The following is a 20356-nucleotide window of genomic DNA, read 5'->3' on the forward strand; positions in this document are numbered from 1 at the left end:
AACGTATGAAGAACGAAGCTGATCAGCTTGAGCAACGATGGATTCAAGGACTGCATCAGACGTATTTGCGTAACAGGCGTTTGCAAAAGTGGTTAGTAACAGGTGTGCAGACAGCTATTTTGCTGCTTTTATTTGTATTGTGGGAAATTGCAGGTCGTTTGAAGTGGATTGATGTACTGTTGTTTAGCTACCCTAGCAAAATTCTCACACAGATTGGCAAGGATGCGGTCAGCGGTGAATTATGGGGGCATGTAGGTGTCACTGTTGGAGAAACAATGGCAGGTTTTTTGCTTGGCACACTGCTCGGTACACTGCTGGCGGTACTTATTTGGTGGTCGCCGTTTTTGTCGAGGGTGCTTGACCCGTATATGGTCGTGTTTAACAGTATGCCCAAGGTAGCGCTGGGCCCGATTTTTATCGTCATGTTTGGGGCAGGTTTTACCGCGATTCTGATGACGACCCTCTCCATTACGGTTATCATTACGACACTTGTGGTGTACAACAGCTTTCAGGAAGTCGATTCGAATTTGATCAAAGTGGTTCGCACGTTTGGGGGATCACGTCGTGATACGTTTCAAAAGGTAATTTTGCCCGCATCCTTTCCCGCAATTGTCTCTACGCTAAAAGTGAATGTCGGCATGGCGTGGGTTGGCGTGATTGTGGGTGAATTTTTGGTGGCTAAAAATGGCTTAGGCTATTTGATTATTTATGGTTTTCAGGTATTCAATTTCACGCTGGTCATGTCCAGTTTGTTGATCATTGCTGTCGTAGCTACACTGATGTATCAGGCAGTCGTGTATGTGGAGCACCGCCTGCTTTCGGGTCGCCCTCATCGGTAATTATTAAATTTCTGAATATTTGTGTAAAACGTGAAAATAAAGTACCATGAAAATGAAATACTTAATATTTATGAAAATGAGAAAACAGATTTCATCTAGAGAGGACAGAATTTTTTCATGGGCTTTCGTACGATTAAAACGGCTATTGCCGCATTAATGGCCGTACTTATTGCAGAGGGAGTAGGCATTCACGGAGCCACCTCGGCAGGGCTTTTAGCAATTTTGGGGGTGGATGTCACACGCAAGAGAAGTCTCCGTACCATTTCGGCTAGATTTTTTGCATCCGTCGTGGGACTTCTTTTTGCTTGTGTTTTGTTTGTGGTATTCGGATTCCATGATTGGGTACTTGCATTATATATTTTAACGGCGTTTCCGGTCATTGTACGGGTAGGCTTTAAGGAAGGCATTGTCACGGGTTCAGTCGTAGTTTTCCGAGTATTCAGCGGCGGTGTGATTGATATGGAGGTGCTGCTGACCCAGCTGGCTCTGCTGGTGATTGGACTGGGTTCTGCGATGGTTGTCAATTTAGCTTATATGCCGCGTTCTGATAATACAATGCAACAAATCCGGCAGGAGGTGGATCGGACATTTTCTGTTATTTTCAGAAATATGGCCAACACGCTGCGTAGTCCGGCATACATATGGGATGGCAAGGAAGTTATTGAAGCGGACAGCGTGATCACCAAAGGGGTCACTGAGGCGGGGCGTTCATTGGAGAATCAAATGCTTCGTCCCCAAGAGGGCTGGAATGTGTATTTTTATATGCGCAAAGAACAGCTGGATTCGATTCAAAACATGATGCAGTTGATCGCACAAATGTATCAGCACATGCCGCAGGCCAAGCTTCTGGCCGAGCTGTTCGACCAGCTTAGCAACGACGTTTTGGCTGGACATTATACGGGGCAGACCGAGAAGCTGTTGGAGCAGGTTCGTGAAGAATTTAAAGCCATGGAGCTTCCCGCAACTCGGGAGGAATTTGAGATTCGTTCGGCATTATTGCAGCTTACACATGAGCTTCATCAGTATTTGAAAATCGCTAAAAAGGACAAGGCCCCTACTCCAGTGAAAAATTAGAGTAAGGACCTGAGCGGCTACTATCCATGACGGACAGTAGCCTTTTCTTGATCGGTAATGGCAGAACCTGGGTGAGTGAAAGTTCGTTTATGCCGAATTCGATCTGTGATCCATAAGACAGCGGTGATCAGGCAAGGGTAAAGCATAGCCCACCCAACAAAGGGGAAAACAACTGCCGTGGAGATGAAGGAAATCCAACTAATGGAAACTCCCCAACGACTTCCGCGTAGAAGCTTTATTCCTGCTGCACAACCCCCTAGATAGGTCAGAATGAAGGTAGCGTTCGGGAATTGGATCAGGTTGGTGAGTGAAACAGCACCACTACCGTACAACACCATAATGATCACGAAGCAGGCACTAAGAAAAGCAATGCCTCCGATGGGGGTATGAAAACGTTGGGATAACATGCCCATCCAGCGAAAGGCCTGTCCTTGCCGGGATAAAGCATAAGCGACTCGTGAAGCGGCACCCACGTAAGCAATAATAGTAGCGGTACAAATAAAGATACCCGTCAAGCCCGCAATGATCGCACCCCATGGACCGATAGCCCGACTAATCACCCATACGAGCGAAGCATCCGAATCCCCTGCAAGGTAACTTTGTGTGCCCACTGTAGCAAGCGCAGTAAGGAAATAAAGCAAACCAACAATGACAGCTGCAATGGTCACACCTTTAACGGCAGACCGCTCGGGATTGGTAAATTCCTCTGACATATGAGACACGGCCTCCCAGCCGATAAAGCACCAGAACAGAATCGCAGCTGCTTGGCCGACAGAAAGCCAGCCATGTGGAACAAACGGCGTAAAGTGAACAGTTTTCATCTGAGGGAGTGCTGCGGCAATAGCGAATATCAGGACGGCAACGATGGCTATAACGACGGCAATCTGAATACGTCCGGCAACCTTCATACCGATCCAGTTGATAGTCAGGCCCACCGCCAGCATAGCAGCGGCCAACAGTATGCGGCTTTCCTCTCCCCAGCCCATAGCTGTGGTCATATAGCCGGCTCCGGTAAGTGCGGCAACAGGCGCCCCAATTGGAACCGACATGAGAAAAAACCACCCGATATAAGCACCGGCACGTGGGGAAAAGGCCAACGTCACAAAATGCGATACCCCTCCGGCATTTGGAAATTTCGCAGATAGAAGCCCCATGGAAAGCGCCATTGGGAGAATAAGCAGGGTCATGAATCCCCATGCCAGCAACGATGCTGGGCCCGCCATTTGGGCGGCAAGGCCAGGCACAATCAATACCCCCGAACCTAGCACAGCTCCGATATAGAGCGCAATGGCCTGTGGAAGACCAATAGTGGATTGAAGTTTATTTTCATTCGTCATGCAGAAAAGCCTTCTTTCTCTTGTTATTTTCTCCAGCTTATCAGATAATCAATCTATCGGAAAAACGGAATATTACGATTGCTTGCATCGGAAAAATCGATTGAAGGAGCGAATTATGGAATCGCGGCATTTGTTTACTTTTTTAAATGTGGTGGAGGCAGGCAGTTTTACGCGAGCAGCGCGTATACTGGATTATGCGCAGTCAAGTATTACTGCTCAAATTCAAACACTGGAGACGGAATTGGGTACGCCGCTGTTTGATCGCATTGGCAAGAAAATCATGCTGACCGATGCCGGGCGACGCCTGCTGCCCTATGCGCAGGAAATTTCCAAGATGCATGCTATGGCTAAGGATGCGCTTCGTTCAGAAACAGAATTAACAGGGACGCTAAAAATAGGAGCACCAGAGTCTCTGGCTGCTTTTCGTTTGCCGAGTTTGATCCGTGAGTACAGAGAGCGGTACCCAAAGGTCAAAATTGTACTTAAGCCCGGCGAATGCTGGGAATTACGTGATTTGATCCGTTCCGGTGAACTGGATTTGGCTTTTTTGCTTCAACCTGAGACGGAGGATAGAGAACTGAATATCACCACGCTTATTCATGAGCCGATGGCGCTGGTTGCGCCACTGAAGCATTCACTGGTTGCCTGTGCACAGGTAGAGCCTGCCGACTTGAAGGACGAAACTATTTTGCATACGGAGGCTGGATGTACGTACCGAATCCTTTTTGAGCAGTATTTGAACAAACACGGTATTTTTGCAGACCCTAGTCTAGAATTTTGGAGCATTGAAGCCATCAAGCAATGCGTCATGGCTGGACTGGGTATTGCGCTGCTTCCGCTAGTCACGGTACAAAATGAGTTGCGAGAAGGGAAAATGGCGCGTCTAGCCTGGGATGACAGTGAACAGCAGGTGGCTACTCAGGTCGCTTATCACACGAAAAAGTGGAAATCGCCAGCTCTCAGCGAATTTTTACAGATCGTTGAGCAGCATGTAACACATTGGCGTGCATGAGTTCAAGCCATGGCGGCATATGCTTATACAAATAATATTTTTTCCTTTTCGCCTATTCACTCAACATTCGCCCACAACCTGCATACATATGTATGGAATGATTGATTGTATGGAGGAGGTTCAAGAATGGCATTAAGTCATAAAAATCGTAGAGAGATTATTACCAAAGCGATCTGTGGTAAAGGTCGCAGATTCTCTACCGTAACCCATACCGTAACTCCGCCGAATAATCCGACCAGTATTTTGGGGGCATGGATTATCAACCACCAGTATGAAGCTGTGGCGGCTGGAGACGGCATTGAGGTCATCGGGACGTATGATATCAATATTTGGTACTCATACGATAAAAACTCGCAGACCGATGTGGCTAAGGAAACGGTGTCGTACGTAGAAAATGTGCCGCTCTCGTATCTTGATCCGAAGCACCGGGCGTCTACAGTGGAAGTATCCGCCGAAGCTACACAGGAGCCAAGTTGCGTTGAGGCCAGTGTGTCTTCTGGAGGTGGCAGCGTAATGATCCGGGTCGAGCGGGAATTTGCGGTGGAGCTGGTGGCGGAAACGAAGATTGTTGTAGAAGTATTCCCGTATGGCAGCAGTGACGATTTTGACAAGGACTTTGATTTTGGAGCGGAAGAGGGGGACTATGAGGAGCTCGACCCCGACCTCATTGACGACGAGCTCTGACAGGAGTGACCAAAAAGAGGGCCACTTTACTCTTTGCGCCGGCTGATATTGCGCAGGGGGCAAAGGCCCTCCTTTTTTGTCGTTTTGGATCGTTAAATTCCGTACGTAGAACGGTAAGGGGGAGTATGATGCGGCAACCGGGACAGGCGCTCAAACGCTTCAGAGAGATGACGGATGATGAAAAAATGCGCAGACTGGAGCGTTCAGGTATATCGGTTCGTTGGCTGGATGAGAGTACAGCAGATTTTGCGATCGGCTATGCGGTGCAAATCCATCAACTGCGGGGACTGGAAATTCGTAGACGCGCCCTCGAAGGTTCTACCAAAGTTAGCACATATGATTTGTCTGAACTAGATTCTCAATCCCCGCTCTATGTCCGGATGGAGCGGCTGGCTGTACGTGCGTTGTATACACTCGGTTTGGACAGTGGTGAGGTAGTGCTGACGCCGCTGGGAGAGCGTAATTGTCAGATTCGCCAAGTCTTGGCACAGCCCTGGCTGAACGATAGACGTTTGGCCACGCTATACGAAGTTGCTGCTCGTGAAGAGGATGCTCCGGGAGAAGAACTTTCAGCAGAACGAGGGAGCGCGCGACTATTAATCGGAATGGACCCCGAATTTGTGCTGGTTCGTATGCCAGAGGGGAGGGTTGTTCCGGCTTCTAGATTTTTGGGTCGACTAGGCATAGCTGGCTGCGATGCCGTTACCCGCCGAGGGCGAACGCTGTATCCGGTCGCTGAGCTTCGTCCTGCCCCGAGCGAAGATCCGGCTCGTCTGCTGAGGCATCTGCGCCAAGCTTTTGCAACAGCAGCTCGACGTATTGACGACCGCACGCTTATCTGGCAGGCGGGCGGAATGCCGCAGCCAGGTTTTCCCCTGGGCGGACACCTGCATTTCAGCGGTGTTCCGCTAAATGGTGCCCTACTTAGGGCACTAGATAACTATTTGGCGTTGCCTCTGGCGCTGCTAGAAGATAAGCGCTCAGCTCGGCGCAGACCGCATTATGGCAATTTGGGCGATTTTCGCCGTCAGTCTTACGGAGGCTTTGAATATCGTACACTGCCTAGTTTTCTAATCTCGCCACAGCTGGCGAAAGGTGTGATTGGGATGGCGTTTCTGATCGCTTCCCAATATTCACGTTTGCAGCGTAGGCCGCTGGGAGAAGAAGAGGCTCACAGAGCTTTTTATGAAGGAAACCAGGTTGTACTTAGAGAGTATATGGAGCCAGTTATTTTAGATATGGTTTCACTAGAGATCTATTCTCAATATGAAGCTTATATAGCGCCGCTGCTGGATAGCCTTCGCCAAGGAAAACAATGGGATGAAACACGGGATTTGCGCCCGTACTGGAAGCTTTCGTAAAATCAGGTGTCAACACCCGAGAGGGTTTCATGTTATCGACTGTCATTTTTGATATAATGAAAGATAATTATAAGATTAACGGAACAAAGTGTGGGGGTTAGGTAACGGTATGTCTAAATATACACCGATGATCGAGCAATATTTATCTATAAAAGAGCAGGCTAAAGATGCATTTTTGTTTTTCCGCCTAGGGGATTTTTACGAGATGTTTTTTGATGATGCGATTCTTGCATCCAAGGAGCTGGAAATTACACTGACTGGTCGTGAGGGTGGCGTCGCGGAGAAAATTCCAATGTGCGGCGTGCCTTATCATTCAGCAGAAAATTACATACAACGCCTTATTGAGAAGGGTTATAAGGTGGCCATCTGTGAGCAAATGGAGGAAGCCTCAGCTACGAAGGGAATGGTGCGGCGGGATATCGTCCGTGTGGTGACCCCGGGTACGGTCATGGAGGGCAAAGTGCTGGGTGATAAATCCAACAACTACATGGTATGTGTCACAGAGACGGACGGGATGCTGGCGCTGGCGGCATGCGACTTGTCGACAGGTGAACTCTATGTGACTTCCGTACCTGATTCGAAAGAATGGCTATTAGATGAAATTAACATTTATGAGCCGTCCGAAATGTTGGGGGATGGTCATTTGCTCGATTTCGTGACCTCTCGTATGTCCCCTGTTGGACGGCGTGTTGTGTATACGGCCTGGGACAAATCTAAAGATGATCTGGTACGGGATCAATTCGGTGAAGCCACATGGGCAAGGCTTACGGAGGAACGCAGACGTTGCGTATCGCGCCTGATTGCCTACTTAAATGAAACGCAAAAAAGATCGTTAGGTCAACTGACTCAAATCTCGGTCTATGAGCCCAATCATTTTATGATTCTCGATCCATTTACCCGCCGGAATCTGGAACTGGTGGAGACGGTGCGTGAACGCTCCAAGAAAGGCTCGCTGCTGTGGCTGTTGGATCGGACAGAGACATCCATGGGCGCACGTTTGTTGCGTCGCTGGATCGACAAGCCGTTATTGAGCAGCAATTTAATTGAGGAACGGTTAGAAGCGGTAGACAAGCTATATCACCAGTTTATTTTCCGCGAGGATGTACGTGCTCAGCTTAAAGAGATTTACGACCTGGAGCGTTTGGTAGGACGGATCGCTTTTGGTAGTGCTAATGCACGAGATTTGATCGCTCTCAAGCTGTCTCTGGCTCAAATTCCGTCTTTACGCGAGCTGTGCGCTGAATCTCCATCGAATACGCTGAGACGGATTGCACAAACATTGGACAGCTGTACAGACCTGTGTACGCTGATTGAGGAAGCAGTGGCCGATGAACCCCCGATTTCCGTAAGAGATGGAGGGCTTATAAAGGAAGGTTACCATCAGCGTCTGGACGAACTGCGTGAAGCGAGTGTGAACGGTAAGCGTTGGATCGCTGAGCTGGAGGCCAAGGAACGTGTAGCAACCGGCATTCGGTCGCTCAAAATCGGATACAACAAAGTGTTTGGTTATTACATCGAGGTGACCAAATCCAATTTGGCTTCATTACCGGAAGGTCGATATGAACGCAAACAGACGTTGGCGAATGCAGAACGGTATATCACACCGGAATTGAAGGAAAAGGAATCGCTGATTCTGGAAGCTGAGGATAAAATGGTGGATCTGGAGTACACGCTTTTCTCCGAGCTTCGCGGTAAACTGAACGCTGAAATTCCCCGTTTGCAAAAGCTGGCAGAGCAAGTTGCTGAAATCGACGTGTATCAGTCGCTGGCAACGGTTAGCGCGGAACGTGGATTCGTGAAACCTGAGCTGACAACAGGATATGATTTTGTAGTGGAACAGGGACGGCACCCCGTAGTGGAGGCCGTAATGAAAGATGGTGGCTTTATCGCCAACAACACAGTGTTGGAAGAAGCCGATGCGCATATTCTACTCATCACCGGTCCGAATATGGCTGGGAAAAGTACGTATATGCGTCAGGTTGCCCTCATTGCGATTATGGCTCAAATTGGCTGCTTTGTCCCGGCTGCACGTGCTAAAGTGCCGATGCTGGATCGCATTTTCACACGGATCGGTGCTGCGGATGATCTCATCGGCGGGCAGAGTACGTTTATGGTCGAAATGGCGGATATTCAAGTCATGACGGACAAGGCAACTCCGCGAAGCTTGATTATTATTGATGAACTGGGACGAGGGACGTCCACCAGCGAAGGGATGGCAATTGCACAAGCGGTCATCGAATTTGTGCATGATACGATTGGTTGTAAGGCGCTGGTATCTACGCATTTCCATGAGCTGGCCCATTTGGAGCAAGGTCTGTCTTCGCTGCGAAATTACTCCATGGCTGTGCAGGAAAGCGGCGATAAGGTGAATTTCCTGCGCAAGCTCATACCAGGCGCGGCGAGTAGTAGCTATGGTATTTATTGTGCCCGGCTTGCAGGTTTGCCTAATAACATTATTGAGCGAGCGAATGGTCTGCTATATGGTTTTGAACAGGCGGCAGCTCAAGTAACGGCGGGCACGGAGGCAGTAGGGGGAGCGAAGGAAGGGACTGATCTTCGTACAGCGTCAGGGACAGAAGAGATTTCTCCAATGTCCGCAAAATATGTAGGCCAGACATTGTCAGCGAACGGAGATACAGCACCACAAGTCCAGTCTGGATCACAGCAAGCCACCCTGGTAAAAGAAGATACTTTACAGATTGTGGAAGATTCAGGTGAGTTGGAGCGATCAGCTTCTGACGTGGTACAGCTGTCCATTTTCGGAGAGCAGGATCTTGCTCCCTCCAAGCCACACCCAGAGACGGTAGAAGCTAATCCGATCGTGCGCCAAATTTTGCGGAAGGTGAAAAATGCTGATGTCATGAACATGACACCCTTACAGGCAATGCAATTGTTAAATGAATTAAAAAATAAAGCCAATGGTCTGTAATTAAAAATATTAGGCATTATTATTTTGCTTATTTTTCATCACACTTTGAAGTCAGGAGGAGGTTAAAAGGATGTCTAAAATTCGAGTGCTAGATGAGCATATTGCGAACCAGATTGCTGCCGGTGAGGTCGTGGAACGTCCAGCCTCCGTCGTGAAGGAACTGGTGGAAAATGCGATTGATGCGGACGGTACACGAGTAGACGTATGGGTAGAAGAGGGCGGCCTGCAAAGTATTCGGGTGACGGATAATGGCAGTGGGATAGAGCCTGAAGACGTGGAAACGGCATTTTATCGGCACGCGACAAGCAAAATCGGACATGGCCGCGACCTATTCCAAATCACAAGTCTCGGCTTCCGGGGAGAGGCATTGCCCAGTATAGCGGCTGTATCGAAAGTAGAGCTGCTCACAGCAGCAGGAGATGACGGCCGTGCCCGTAAACTGGTGATTGAGGGCGGTAAACTGGTACTTCACGAGGATGCTGCTGGTAGGCAGGGGACGGATTTTACCGTACGCGATCTGTTTTATAATACACCTGCACGGCTAAAATATATGAAAACAATCCAGACGGAGTTGGGGCACATTTCGGATGTATTGTACCGAATGGCGCTTTCGCACCCGGAAGTGGCCTTCACATTGCGGCATAACGGCAATACATTGCTGCAAACGCTGGGAAATGGCGATTTGCTCCAAGTGATAGCTGCTATTTACGGAACTTCTGCGGCAAAATCAATGTTGATGGTGGAAGGAGAGAGCCTTGATTACCGAATTAGCGGCTATGTCAGTCGCCCGGAGTGGACCCGATCGAATCGCAATGCAATTTCGACAGTAGTGAATGGACGATTTGTGCGAAGCTATGGGCTCAATCAGGCACTGCTCAAGGCGTATCATACTTTGTTGCCGATCAATCGTTATCCGCTGGCTGTGATCCAACTGGACATGCATCCTTCTTTGGTGGATGTTAACGTCCATCCAGCCAAGCTGGAGGTGAGGTTCAGTAAAGAAGCTGAACTGTTTCAGTTGGTTGAAGATTCGGTAAAAGCTGTTTTAGGGCAGCAAGTGCTGATTCCGAAGGCAGTTAAACGCGAAATTGGCGGTAAGGATAGTGGCTCGTTTGTGCAGGAGCAGTTTCATTTCTCGAAAGGAAATGGTGCAGAAGTAGATGCTTCTTCGGATAATGGTCATAATCGAACGCTACCTCTTTCTATGGCTTCGCCGCAGGTCCAGGAATCGACACAATCCAATCACTTGACCAGTAATGAAGAGAAGAAGAAGATTAGCCAGGAGCGTGAGCAACATCCGAGTAGGGAGAGGAGCCATTCAGTCAATGGACAGGCAAACACTCTCGCTCGTCAAAGTATCAGTGATGACGAACTGGATGCAGATTTTGTGGAAGAAAACAACGGGAGTGATGATAGAGGGAGCGTGTCACTTCCTGATGGGATGACTACACGGATATCCACAGGAGATCATGCCGAAACAGATGTCTCTTCCTCGTACAGCGAAGGGATACAGGAAACGGCTGCTTCTGCCGCTTACCGTTCTTCTGTTTCCCCCCTTGCAGACAACACTACTAAATTCACGGATCAGAAGACGCACCAGGAACGTCTGAAGACAGAGCAATTGGCAGCGTTGTCGGGGGCAGCTCCTGAGGTGCCTACTTTTCCTGAGCTGAATTTAATCGGTCAGCACCATGGAACCTATCTGATTGCACAGAACGACCAGGGCTTGTATTTAATTGATCAGCATGCCGCCCATGAACGGGTCAATTACGAATTTTATTACGAAAAATTTGGCAATCCTGAATCAGTATCACAGGAGTTGTTACTGCCAATTACATTGGAATTTACGCCTTCCGAAACGGAAAAATTGAAAACAAGGTTGCATTGGTTTGAACAGGCGGGGGTGTATTTGGAACATTTTGGCGGGCAAACCTTCCGTGTCAGCTCATATCCGTACTGGCTCCCCAAAGGAGAAGAAGCGGATGTCATTGAGGAAATGGCTGGATGGGTGCTGGAGGAAAAAGCCATTGATCTAGCTAAACTGCGGGAGGCAGCCTCAATCATGTGCTCCTGCCGGGCTTCGATTAAAGCAAATCAGAAGCTGACTGACCGACAGGCCGTCGTGCTGTTAGAACGTTTGGCAGCCTGCAAACAACCCTATACCTGCCCCCATGGGCGCCCCATCGTTGTTTCCTTTTCCACATATGATTTGGAGAAGCTGTTTAAAAGAGTAATGTAAGGGAGTATAAATATGTTGCAGGATTGGGAAAAACGTGAAGAAGAAAAGCAGATGATGCTTCGTGAGAAACAAGCTGAATTACTGGTCACGACAGGAGATTCTCCCTCGGACGAGGTTGTGGAGCGTGCGAAGCTGCTTGCAGCCGAGCTTGGGGTGCTGTACGCCCCACGTCGTGGCATATCAGTAGCTAAGCTAATCGCTGCTCACAGAGTCCGTCAGGCTCTGGTGCTGGTGCAGGGCGGGGTGAGGCTGATTAGTCCGGAACAACCACCGATGGTTTTTCATCCAAGTATGGGATTCATTCGAGCCAAAAGGGTATTAAAGGGCGAGGCTGATCCGATGTTGACGGCTGCCCGACTTACCCCGGGTGATACCGTGCTGGATTGCACGGCCGGGCTAGGTACGGATTCACTTTTATTTTCCATTGGAACGGGAAGTTCTGGACAAGTCACAGCTGTGGAGAGTTCCTTCCCTGTCTATGCATTAATCAAGGATGGGATGAGACATTACCGTTCCGGTAATGCTGCAGTAGATAGAGCCTTTTCCGACATTGACGTTCGTTTTGGTCATCATCTGGACTATTTGCGTAGCTTGCCGAACCGCAGTGTAGATATTATTTATTTTGACCCGATGTTCCGTGATCCGTTGCTTGATTCCAGTGCAATCGGTCCATTGAGAGGATTGGCCAATCCAGATGCATTGAATGAAGAAAGTATTGCTCATGCGAAAAGGGTTGCAAGAAAAACAATTGTATTGAAAGAAAAAAGGGGTAGCGGAGAGTTTGCCCGCCTCGGCTTCCGTGTGGAGCAACGGGGCACAACGAAAACAGTGTACGGAGTGATTGATATTGACAGTGGCATCTAAGCCTAAACTACTTGTTCTTGTTGGCCCGACTGCGGTTGGCAAGACGAAACTAAGCATCGAAATGGCTCGACAATTTGACGCGGAAATTATTTCCGGGGATTCCATGCAGGTATACCGTCATATGGACATTGGAACTGCCAAAATTTCCGAACAGGAAATGAAAGGAATCAAGCACCATTTAATCGATATTCATGAGCCTGAATACCCATATTCAGTAGCCCAATTTCAGGAAGACTGTCGTCGTCTCATACCTGATATTCAATCTAGAGGAAAGCTACCTTTCATCGTAGGCGGGACAGGTTTGTATGTAGAATCGGTTTGCTATGAATACCAGTTTTCTGAGGTAGGGGCAGATGAAGCTTTTCGTCAGGAACAGCTTGACTATGCCGATCAGTATGGAGCCGACGCGCTTCATGCGCGACTACAGGCAGTTGATCCCGAAAGTGCACTTCGTCTGCACCCAAATGATCGTCGTCGAGTCGTGAGAGCGCTGGAAATTTACCATGTTAGCGGAACAACACTTAGCTCTCAACTTGCCAGTCAAAAAAAGGAATCTCCCTACCAACTCTGCATCGTAGGTTTGACAATGGATAGGCAAATGCTATATAAACGTATTGAAGACCGAATTGACGGGATGCTCGATCAAGGGCTTGTTGCTGAGGTAACCTCCTTAATGGAACGGGGAGTGCGAAGCGATGCCATCTCCATGCAAGGTCTAGGCTATAAAGAGATATCCTCCTACCTGCGGGGAGAGGTGTCTTTGGAGGAGGCGGTGACTTGGCTAAAACGGGATACGCGTCATTTTGCGAAGCGACAGCTCTCGTGGTTTCGCCATATGAAGGATATCCAGTGGGTAGATGTCACTGATTTCGAAAATTTTTCTGCTCATGCAGCCCGAATACACGAAATTATAGCAGGAAAGTTCCGGACAGACCTTGAATATACTTCAAAACAATCCAAATGATTATTGGGGGTACGGCTAAAATGAACAAGTCTATTAATATCCAAGATACGTTTCTGAACCAATTGCGCAAGGATTCTATACCTGTGACGGTATACCTCATCAATGGATTTCAGGTGCGAGGAACGATTAAAGCATTTGACAATTTTACAATCGTTATTGATTCGGATGGGAAGCAACAGCTGATCTACAAGCATGCCATCTCCACCTTCACACCGCAACGCAACGTATCGCTTGTACAACAAGATAACGCTAGCGATAACTGATTACGGCTGGACGGCCGCCCGGGTAATGAAACTTTTCAGGCGTCCGTCTCGTCTAACTGTATAGGAATGTGACCGGGAGCAACCTGATCAGGGTTGTTCTTTTCATTCCGTTTACTTTCATGCTGCCGACAGCTAGCTTTAAGCTTACGCTCGGCGACATTATGATTATTCGCGAAAGGGAGTCAGGGGAATGCCAAACGATTCATTGTCCAGATCCGGCAATCGCAATAGAAACACATCTAAAGAGAAGCCGAAGGGCAAGAAAAAGAAAATAACAGGTAAGCGAGTTGGGTGGACGCTGTTTATTACAGCAGCATTAGCCATATTTTGCGCACTTGGTGGTTATTTATTTGTCATGGTTAATGGCGAAAAAATCTACAAAGCCAACAAGGACAAAATTACTGTGAACGAGACATCAAAGGTTTATGACCGCAACGGTGTGCTCATGGGTGAGCTGTCTGTGCAAAAAAGTGATCCTGTGAAAAGTGAAGAAATTCCGCCGTTGCTCAAAAAAGCTTTTATCGCAACCGAGGATAAGCGTTTTATGGAGCATCAAGGAGTTGATATTTGGTCTATCGGTCGGGCGGCAGTGAAGGATATCGTTGCTCGTTCTGCAGTGGAGGGCGGCAGTACGCTGACTCAGCAGTTGGCCAAAAACTTGTTTTTGACACGTGACAAAACCTTTTTCCGTAAAGCAACAGAGGTATCCATCGCAATGGCGCTGGAGCGGAATTTGACTAAAGATGAAATTATTACGCTATATCTGAATCGGATATGGTTTGGACGCTCATATTCTGGAATAAAGGCAGCGTCGGAAGGCTATTTTGGAGAGTCAGACTTAAATAAATTAAAGTTGTGGCAAGTCGCTACACTGGCGGCTATTCCGAAAGGACCCTCCAAGTATAACCCGATCAGTAACCCGGAAAACTCAAAGGCCCGGCGTGCTGTGGTTCTCCAGCTGATGTTTGAGCAGGGAATGATTGGAAAGCAGGAAATGGAAGAAGCCAAAGCTATAAATTACGATTACAAACAACCGGAAAAAGTACAAAAATATCAAAATTTTATGGAATATGTCATGGATGAGGCAGAGGATGCCTTGCCAGGAGTCAGCGGCAATGATCTGATTATTGGCGGTTATAAAATTCATACGACAATGGATGCTCAGGCTCAAAATGCGTTGGATCAAGCGATGGCGGATGATGATATGTTCGAAAAAAGTCCCGACGATCAGCCTGTCCAAGCCTCAATGGTTATTATCAATAACCAGACAGGTGGTATTGCCGCGATGGCACCCGGACGGGATTATAAAAAGGGAACCTTTAATCGTGCGACGCAGAGCCGCAGACAGCCAGGATCGGCCTTTAAGCCGATTGTAGCCTATGCGCCAGCTCTTGAATCCGGTAAATTTACGATAGATACTCCTTTGAGTAACGAACGGCAGAGTTTTAACGGATACAGTCCGAAAAACTTACATGGTTACTCTTCCACCATCAGCATGATGGATGCCATTACGAAGTCTGAAAATATACCACCTGTATGGTTGTTGAACCAAATCGGTGTGGAAAAAGGCGTTCAATTCGCCGAGAGCGTAGGCATACCGATGGACAAAAATGATCACTCGCTTGCTATCGCATTGGGGGGATTAAGCAAAGGAACAAATACTCTTGAAATGGCGCAGGCTTATAGCGCTTTTGCCAATAAAGGACAATTCCAAAAAGCTTACTCCATTAAGCAAATTAACAATAGCGATGATCAAGTGGTTTATACTCATAATGAGGAATCCAAATCTGTTATGAGTGAGAAAACGGCTTATGAAATGACAAAAATGATGCAAAATGTGGTCAATAGCGGTACAGGTCGTAAAGCACGTATCGACTGGCCTGTAGCTGGTAAAACGGGTACGACCCAAAGTGGAATCAGCGGCAACAGTGGTAACCGGGACATCTGGTTTGTCGGTTATACGCCGGAATATACCGGAGCGGTATGGATGGGGTATGACAAGCCAGATAGCAAGCATATGTTGAGAAACTCTAGCGGACAGTCGGCAGCCTTCTTCGGAAGGGTTATGGGTGAAGCACTCAAGGGACACCCAGTGACGCAATTTAGCGAGCCGAAGGGATATGAACCACCGGTTGAGGAGAAGCCAGAAGAGCCGGTTCAGGCCACCGCTCCAAGCGGACTGAGCGGGTCGTATAGTCAGGATACCCAAATTGTATCGTTGTCTTGGAATGCGGCAGAGGGAGACAATGTACAATACCGTGTTTATCGTAAAGAGTCTTCCGAAGGAAGCTTCCGGACGATTATGGAGGCGATGAGAGGCACGAGTGGTGAAGATACGTCTCCTGTAGCTGGAAAGACGTATCAATACTATGTCGTAGCTTATGGAGCGGATGGTAAAGAATCCGCAGCTTCCAACACGATTAGCGTAGAAATTCCAGCAGAAACTACTCCGATAGATCCGCAGCCAGGAAACGATCCTAATCAGGATGGAACCGTACCGGATAATGGCGAGAATATAGACGGTCAGAATGGCACGGACCAGGGGAATACACTTCCTGGAGGCACCGATAACGGTACTGGTTCTGAACAAGTTCCAACGTCTCCTGGAGTTAACAATGGAAATGGTACTGGAGGTACAGGAAACAGTAACGACAATTTTGGTAACGGAAACGATACAAATCAGGGGAATGGTCAGACGACTACACCGGATTCAGGTATAACTGATGAAAATACTATGACCAATCCAGAAAATACAGATGCATCTACCACAGGTGCTATAGTGGATGGAAATCAGGAAGGCAAATCCAACGGTCATTCCAACTCCAATCGTGGACGTCACAACCGGGATTAGCAAATATGTTTTATGTAAGATGATATTGGTTTTAAATCAAAGGTATTTTCGGACTGTTTTGACAGTCTGAAAATACCTTTTTTGCTGTAATACAAGGGTTATTTTTGAGTGTATAGTTTAAATATGGTAAGCTGGTTTTACCAATGTTGGAGAGGAACATCATTTATGAAGCGCAAATTCGGAGACCGGGCCAACTGGCGAAGAATCACCAATCGCAAGTTTGCTTGCCGGTATGTAGAAAGTGATGCGTTTACAGGATATGTGACCCTGTATACTATTTTGAGTCTCAAGGAGCCATTATGGAAAAGTTATGGTGGTCATACGTTTTGCATAGCCGATAAAGGTTATTCCTGGTTGCAATATTATCCCAAAGGTAAGCATTATGTGGTGACTGCTATGTTTGACAATCGAGAGCAAATCGTCGAATGGTACATTGATACCTGCCGAAATCAAGGAGTAACCGATCAAGGAGTTCCTTGGTTTGATGATTTGTATTTGGATGTGGTCGTGCTTAAAAACGGTGAAATCTTTCTGGTGGATGAGGATGAACTGGAGGAGGCGCTACAACGGGGGCATATTTCTACGCAAGAAGCAGAATTGGCTAACCGAACAGCGGCTGACCTGCTACATCAGATCGATGCTCACATGTTCCCCTATTTTAAAATGTCGCTGAAACACCGGGCAGAATGGTTTCATAACGGTGATTTCAAGAGAGAACGGTGAAATTTTTGCAGTGGATTAAAAGCACTAGGCCCCAACGCCATGAGCCAAAAAGCAGGCAAAGTCGCAATGGGAAAATATTTATGGTATCAAAGCGTCTCATAATTGGTTTGATGATTTTCATTTTGGTCGGATTGGTATGGGCAGGTATCCGAGTATGGAATATGAATACAGCTGCCTCTACCACTCCGCTTCAGCATGCACAAATTGGTATCGTACTAGGTGCCTCTATGTGGGGAGCTGAGCCCAGTCCTGGTTTAAAAGAAAGATTAGAAGAAGCCTTGCGGTTATATCGTAACGGGATGGTGCAGCGACTAATTGTAAGTGGAGGACTGGATCAACCTGATTTTCCGTATACGGAGGCCGAGGGGATGCAACGCTACTTGGTAGATAAAGGAGTCCCTGTGCAGCATATTGTGTTAGAAAACCAGGCAACCAGTACTTACGAAAATTTGCTCTACAGCCAGCGTATCATGAAGGAATATGGCTGGAACTCCACCGTAATCATCACACATAGCTATCACGGTCCTCGCGCGTTGGAGATTGCTCAATTTTTGAGTTTCGATCATCCCCAGCTGGCTCTGACCGAATCCAAAGTGCTGAATATGCCAATTCATCAATCAAGAGAAGTATTGGCTTACGCAAAATGGACGCTACAACGGTGGTGGATCAGTGCTCAAATTTGGATTGCCTGAATTGAGGGAAGGCTTTGTACGCGTTCTCGTTGCTTTTATGCTAATAAGGACATGCTGGACCGAATACATTAATAGGGTAAGCTGTGCCTGAAGAAATGTTGAGGTGATGGATGCATGAACGGACGGGGAATCGCCGCGGGCAAGCGGTCGGAGGAGAGACCTTCCAGACAAATCAATGTCGTGCTGCGTAGCCCGGAGCCGATCGCTTCGGTGACTGTGGACGAGACGGAAGCAGTGGCTTCGACCAAGTCGCAGGCGCTACCGCAGTATCTCAGTCTTTATCAGGAAATTCAGAAAGAACTCGATCATCTCGTCGGCTTGGATAACATCAAAGAACTGGTATTTGAGGTATATGCCTTTTTGCAAATCGCTCATATGCGCACTGATGCGGGTCTGTTGAGCAACGCACACGTATATCACATGATTTTTAAAGGAAATCCAGGTACGGGGAAAACGACAGTAGCCCGCATTATCGCTAAAATGTTGCAAAAAATGGGGGTACTGAGCAAGGGCCATCTGATTGAGGTGGAGAGAGCTGATCTGGTAGGTGAGTATATCGGCCACACCGCACAAAAAACGCGGGACCTGGTAAAGAAGTCTCTTGGCGGCGTGTTGTTCATTGATGAGGCTTACAGTTTAGCACGTGGAGGGGAAAAGGATTTCGGAAAAGAAGCGATTGATACCTTGGTGAAGGCCATGGAAGACCAAAAAAATCAATTTATTTTGATCCTCGCAGGGTATTCGGGAGAAATGGACTTTTTTTTACGGACAAATCCTGGTCTTCCTTCTCGTTTTCCAATTCAATTGGATTTTCCTGACTACACTGTGGATCAACTCATTCAAATTTCGGAGATGATGGCTAAGGAACGGGATTATATTCTCATGCCTCAGTCTATACTCAAAATGAAGGAGCATTTGCTAAATGAGCGGAATGACAGTCTCCATGCATTTAGTAATGCACGTTATGTTCGTAATGTGATCGAAAAAGCGATTCGGCACCAAGCCGTCAGGCTGCTTAATCAGTACAGGAGCGGGCAACCCGGCAAGCAGGAATTGATGACGTTGCGACCAGAGGATTTGAAAATGGACAAAAGATAGGCGATAATAGGAATCTGAATCATATCGAATTGTATGACATCGAACGAGGGCCGGCCTGACATCAGGTCGGTTTCTGTTCGAGAGTTGACATGAAAATAAAGGAGCAAACAATATGGCGAACTCCACTCATGATACACAAACCGAAATGCAGGATAAGGCGGTACTGGTCAGTCTAATTACAGATGAAGTCAAACGATCTGGCATCAATACGGAATATTCGTTGGAAGAACTGGTGAAGCTGGCTGAAACAGCGGGAGTTGAAGTGCTGAGCGTCCTCACACAAAATAGGGAATCCAAGGACTCAAAATGGTTTATTGGCAAAGGAAAAGTAGATGAATTGCGTGCAGTTGCTGAAGAATTGGGAGCGAATACAGCTATTTTTGACCAGGAGCTCTCGGGAGCTCAAGTACGAAATCTTGAAGAGAGCCTGGATCTCAAAATAATTGACCGGACACAGTTAATTCTGGATATTTTTGCTCAGCGTGCAAAGACACGGGAAGGTATTATCCAGGTTGAACTGGCGCAGTTGTCATACTTACTCCCTCGACTGTCTGGACATGGTAAAAATCTTTCGCGGCTCGGTGGCGGAATCGGAACACGTGGTCCTGGTGAAAGCAAGCTAGAGACGGACCGTCGTCACATTCGTGACCGAATCAGTGATCTGAAACGCCAACTTGAGGAAGTGACGCGTCATCGGTATTTACACAGGGAGCGTAGACAAAAGGCCGGCATCGTCCAGGTGGCACTCGTTGGCTATACAAATGCCGGCAAATCAACACTGTTGAAGCAACTGACAGCTGCCGATGTATATATTGAGAACCAACTATTTGCGACGCTTGATCCTACCTCTAGAACAATGGAACTGCCGAGTGGCAAAGAAGTTATTCTCACAGATACAGTAGGATTTATTCAAAATCTGCCTCATGATTTGGTTGCCTCTTTCCGGGCCACTTTGGAGGAGGCCAATGAGGCTCATCTCATTTTACATGTCGTGGACGCCTCCTCAGACATGCGTGACGAACAAATGAAAGTTGTAGAGTCAATCCTGCAACAGCTTGGGGCTGCGGACAAGCCTCAGATCGTATTGTTTAACAAAAAAGATGCTTGCACCCCTGAGCAATTGGAAATGCTCCCTTCTGGGGAAGGCTATTTGAAAATCAGTGCTTTTGATGAAGCAGATTTGCTACGCATTCGCGAACTGGTTCAGGAGCATCTGAGCGGTGACACACTGAGATTTCGTATTCCTGCGGAACGTGGGGATTTAACATCGGTGCTTTATCGAATTGGAGATGTACTGCTGACAGAGTATGATGGCAATGATGTCATTTATGAGGTAGAAATTCAAAGAGGAGAATACGAAAAGTATGGTCATGCGCTTAGTGAGTTCACAGAAAGTTAACATCTAATGATGTTTTTGGGTCCATAA

Annotated in this window: 16 protein-coding genes; 15 read left to right on the forward strand and 1 reads right to left on the reverse strand. The window is 47.5% G+C overall.

Features of this window, described 5'->3' with window-relative positions:
• The first annotated feature begins 5 nt into the window (after window positions 1–5).
• Both MMB75_RS04865 and MMB75_RS04870 read left to right on the forward strand, forming a co-directional pair.
• Window positions 6–839: an ABC transporter permease gene (locus MMB75_RS04865; RefSeq protein ID WP_016822103.1), complete on the forward strand. Its 834-nt coding sequence runs from the start codon at window positions 6–8 to the stop codon at window positions 837–839.
• A 117-nt stretch (window positions 840–956) separates the two neighbouring features.
• Entirely contained in the window at window positions 957–1913 is a 957-nt protein-coding gene (locus MMB75_RS04870; RefSeq protein ID WP_013371555.1) for an aromatic acid exporter family protein, read from the forward strand.
• A gap of 20 nt (window positions 1914–1933) precedes the next feature.
• Here MMB75_RS04870 and MMB75_RS04875 read toward each other — a convergent pair whose 3' ends face one another.
• Complete coding sequence (locus tag MMB75_RS04875; RefSeq protein WP_025365076.1) at window positions 1934–3250, reverse strand: amino acid permease; 1317 nt, start codon at window positions 3248–3250, stop codon at window positions 1934–1936.
• A gap of 115 nt (window positions 3251–3365) precedes the next feature.
• On the opposite strand from MMB75_RS04875, the gene MMB75_RS04880 reads away from it, so the two are divergent.
• The 13 genes from MMB75_RS04880 (at window position 3366) to hflX (ending at window position 20329) form a co-directional block, all read left to right on the forward strand.
• Entirely contained in the window at window positions 3366–4262 is an 897-nt protein-coding gene (locus tag MMB75_RS04880) for a LysR family transcriptional regulator (RefSeq protein WP_029514445.1), read from the forward strand.
• A gap of 126 nt (window positions 4263–4388) precedes the next feature.
• A complete protein-coding gene (locus MMB75_RS04885) occupies window positions 4389–4946 on the forward strand; it encodes an outer spore coat protein CotE (RefSeq protein ID WP_013371552.1) in 558 nt (185 codons plus the stop codon).
• Window positions 4947–5071: 125 nt separating this feature from the next.
• Window positions 5072–6307 carry a putative amidoligase domain-containing protein gene (locus MMB75_RS04890; RefSeq protein ID WP_016822100.1) on the forward strand — a complete coding sequence of 412 codons (1236 nt, stop codon included), beginning with the start codon at window positions 5072–5074 and terminating at the stop codon, window positions 6305–6307.
• A 109-nt stretch (window positions 6308–6416) separates the two neighbouring features.
• Entirely contained in the window at window positions 6417–9236 is a 2820-nt protein-coding gene (mutS, locus tag MMB75_RS04895) for a DNA mismatch repair protein MutS (protein ID WP_029514444.1), read from the forward strand.
• 70 nt (window positions 9237–9306) lie between these two features.
• Window positions 9307–11475, forward strand: a complete 2169-nt coding sequence (gene mutL / locus MMB75_RS04900) for a DNA mismatch repair endonuclease MutL (RefSeq protein WP_016822099.1) — start codon at window positions 9307–9309, stop codon at window positions 11473–11475.
• Between the two features lie 12 nt (window positions 11476–11487).
• Window positions 11488–12339 (forward strand): class I SAM-dependent methyltransferase, encoded by an 852-nt coding sequence (locus MMB75_RS04905; protein WP_019687796.1) that lies wholly within the window; start codon window positions 11488–11490, stop codon window positions 12337–12339.
• Window positions 12323–13303, forward strand: a complete 981-nt coding sequence (gene miaA / locus MMB75_RS04910) for a tRNA (adenosine(37)-N6)-dimethylallyltransferase MiaA (protein ID WP_016822097.1) — start codon at window positions 12323–12325, stop codon at window positions 13301–13303. Before MMB75_RS04905 ends, miaA begins: the two co-directional genes overlap by 17 nt.
• A gap of 20 nt (window positions 13304–13323) precedes the next feature.
• Complete coding sequence (hfq, locus tag MMB75_RS04915) at window positions 13324–13566, forward strand: RNA chaperone Hfq (protein WP_013371546.1); 243 nt, start codon at window positions 13324–13326, stop codon at window positions 13564–13566.
• A gap of 190 nt (window positions 13567–13756) precedes the next feature.
• The gene (locus tag MMB75_RS04920) at window positions 13757–16417 is read left to right on the forward strand and encodes a PBP1A family penicillin-binding protein (protein ID WP_016822096.1); all 2661 of its coding nucleotides are present in this window, start codon (window positions 13757–13759) and stop codon (window positions 16415–16417) included.
• Between the two features lie 165 nt (window positions 16418–16582).
• Window positions 16583–17140 carry a ribonuclease FAU-1 family protein gene (locus MMB75_RS04925; protein WP_013371544.1) on the forward strand — a complete coding sequence of 186 codons (558 nt, stop codon included), beginning with the start codon at window positions 16583–16585 and terminating at the stop codon, window positions 17138–17140.
• Window positions 17137–17832 (forward strand): YdcF family protein, encoded by a 696-nt coding sequence (locus MMB75_RS04930; protein ID WP_016822095.1) that lies wholly within the window; start codon window positions 17137–17139, stop codon window positions 17830–17832. Before MMB75_RS04925 ends, MMB75_RS04930 begins: the two co-directional genes overlap by 4 nt.
• A 114-nt stretch (window positions 17833–17946) precedes the next feature.
• Window positions 17947–18930, forward strand: a complete 984-nt coding sequence (locus MMB75_RS04935; RefSeq protein ID WP_016822094.1) for an AAA family ATPase — start codon at window positions 17947–17949, stop codon at window positions 18928–18930.
• A 112-nt stretch (window positions 18931–19042) separates the two neighbouring features.
• The gene (gene hflX, locus MMB75_RS04940) at window positions 19043–20329 is read left to right on the forward strand and encodes a GTPase HflX (RefSeq protein WP_013371541.1); all 1287 of its coding nucleotides are present in this window, start codon (window positions 19043–19045) and stop codon (window positions 20327–20329) included.
• The last annotated feature ends 27 nt before the right edge of the window (window positions 20330–20356 follow it).

Source organism: Paenibacillus sp. P2(2022), from assembly GCF_029522175.1.
GTDB classification, from domain to species: Bacteria; Bacillota; Bacilli; order Paenibacillales; family Paenibacillaceae; genus Paenibacillus; species Paenibacillus polymyxa.

Excerpts from the sequence above, each read along its gene's own strand:
- mutL (WP_016822099.1), top strand. The coding sequence starts at position 9,307 with ATGTCTAAAATTCGAGTGCTAGATGAGCATATTGCGAACCAGATTGCT.
- MMB75_RS04880 (WP_029514445.1), top strand. The coding sequence starts at position 3,366 with ATGGAATCGCGGCATTTGTTTACTTTTTTAAATGTGGTGGAGGCAGGC.
- hfq (WP_013371546.1), top strand. The coding sequence starts at position 13,324 with ATGAACAAGTCTATTAATATCCAAGATACGTTTCTGAACCAATTGCGC.
- MMB75_RS04905 (WP_019687796.1), top strand. The coding sequence starts at position 11,488 with ATGTTGCAGGATTGGGAAAAACGTGAAGAAGAAAAGCAGATGATGCTT.
- MMB75_RS04875 (WP_025365076.1), bottom strand. The coding sequence starts at position 3,250 with ATGACGAATGAAAATAAACTTCAATCCACTATTGGTCTTCCACAGGCC.
- MMB75_RS04865 (WP_016822103.1), top strand. The coding sequence starts at position 6 with ATGAAGAACGAAGCTGATCAGCTTGAGCAACGATGGATTCAAGGACTG.
- MMB75_RS04935 (WP_016822094.1), top strand. The coding sequence starts at position 17,947 with ATGAACGGACGGGGAATCGCCGCGGGCAAGCGGTCGGAGGAGAGACCT.
- mutS (WP_029514444.1), top strand. The coding sequence starts at position 6,417 with ATGTCTAAATATACACCGATGATCGAGCAATATTTATCTATAAAAGAG.
- hflX (WP_013371541.1), top strand. The coding sequence starts at position 19,043 with ATGGCGAACTCCACTCATGATACACAAACCGAAATGCAGGATAAGGCG.
- MMB75_RS04925 (WP_013371544.1), top strand. The coding sequence starts at position 16,583 with ATGAAGCGCAAATTCGGAGACCGGGCCAACTGGCGAAGAATCACCAAT.
- MMB75_RS04870 (WP_013371555.1), top strand. The coding sequence starts at position 957 with ATGGGCTTTCGTACGATTAAAACGGCTATTGCCGCATTAATGGCCGTA.
- MMB75_RS04890 (WP_016822100.1), top strand. The coding sequence starts at position 5,072 with ATGATGCGGCAACCGGGACAGGCGCTCAAACGCTTCAGAGAGATGACG.
- MMB75_RS04885 (WP_013371552.1), top strand. The coding sequence starts at position 4,389 with ATGGCATTAAGTCATAAAAATCGTAGAGAGATTATTACCAAAGCGATC.
- MMB75_RS04920 (WP_016822096.1), top strand. The coding sequence starts at position 13,757 with ATGCCAAACGATTCATTGTCCAGATCCGGCAATCGCAATAGAAACACA.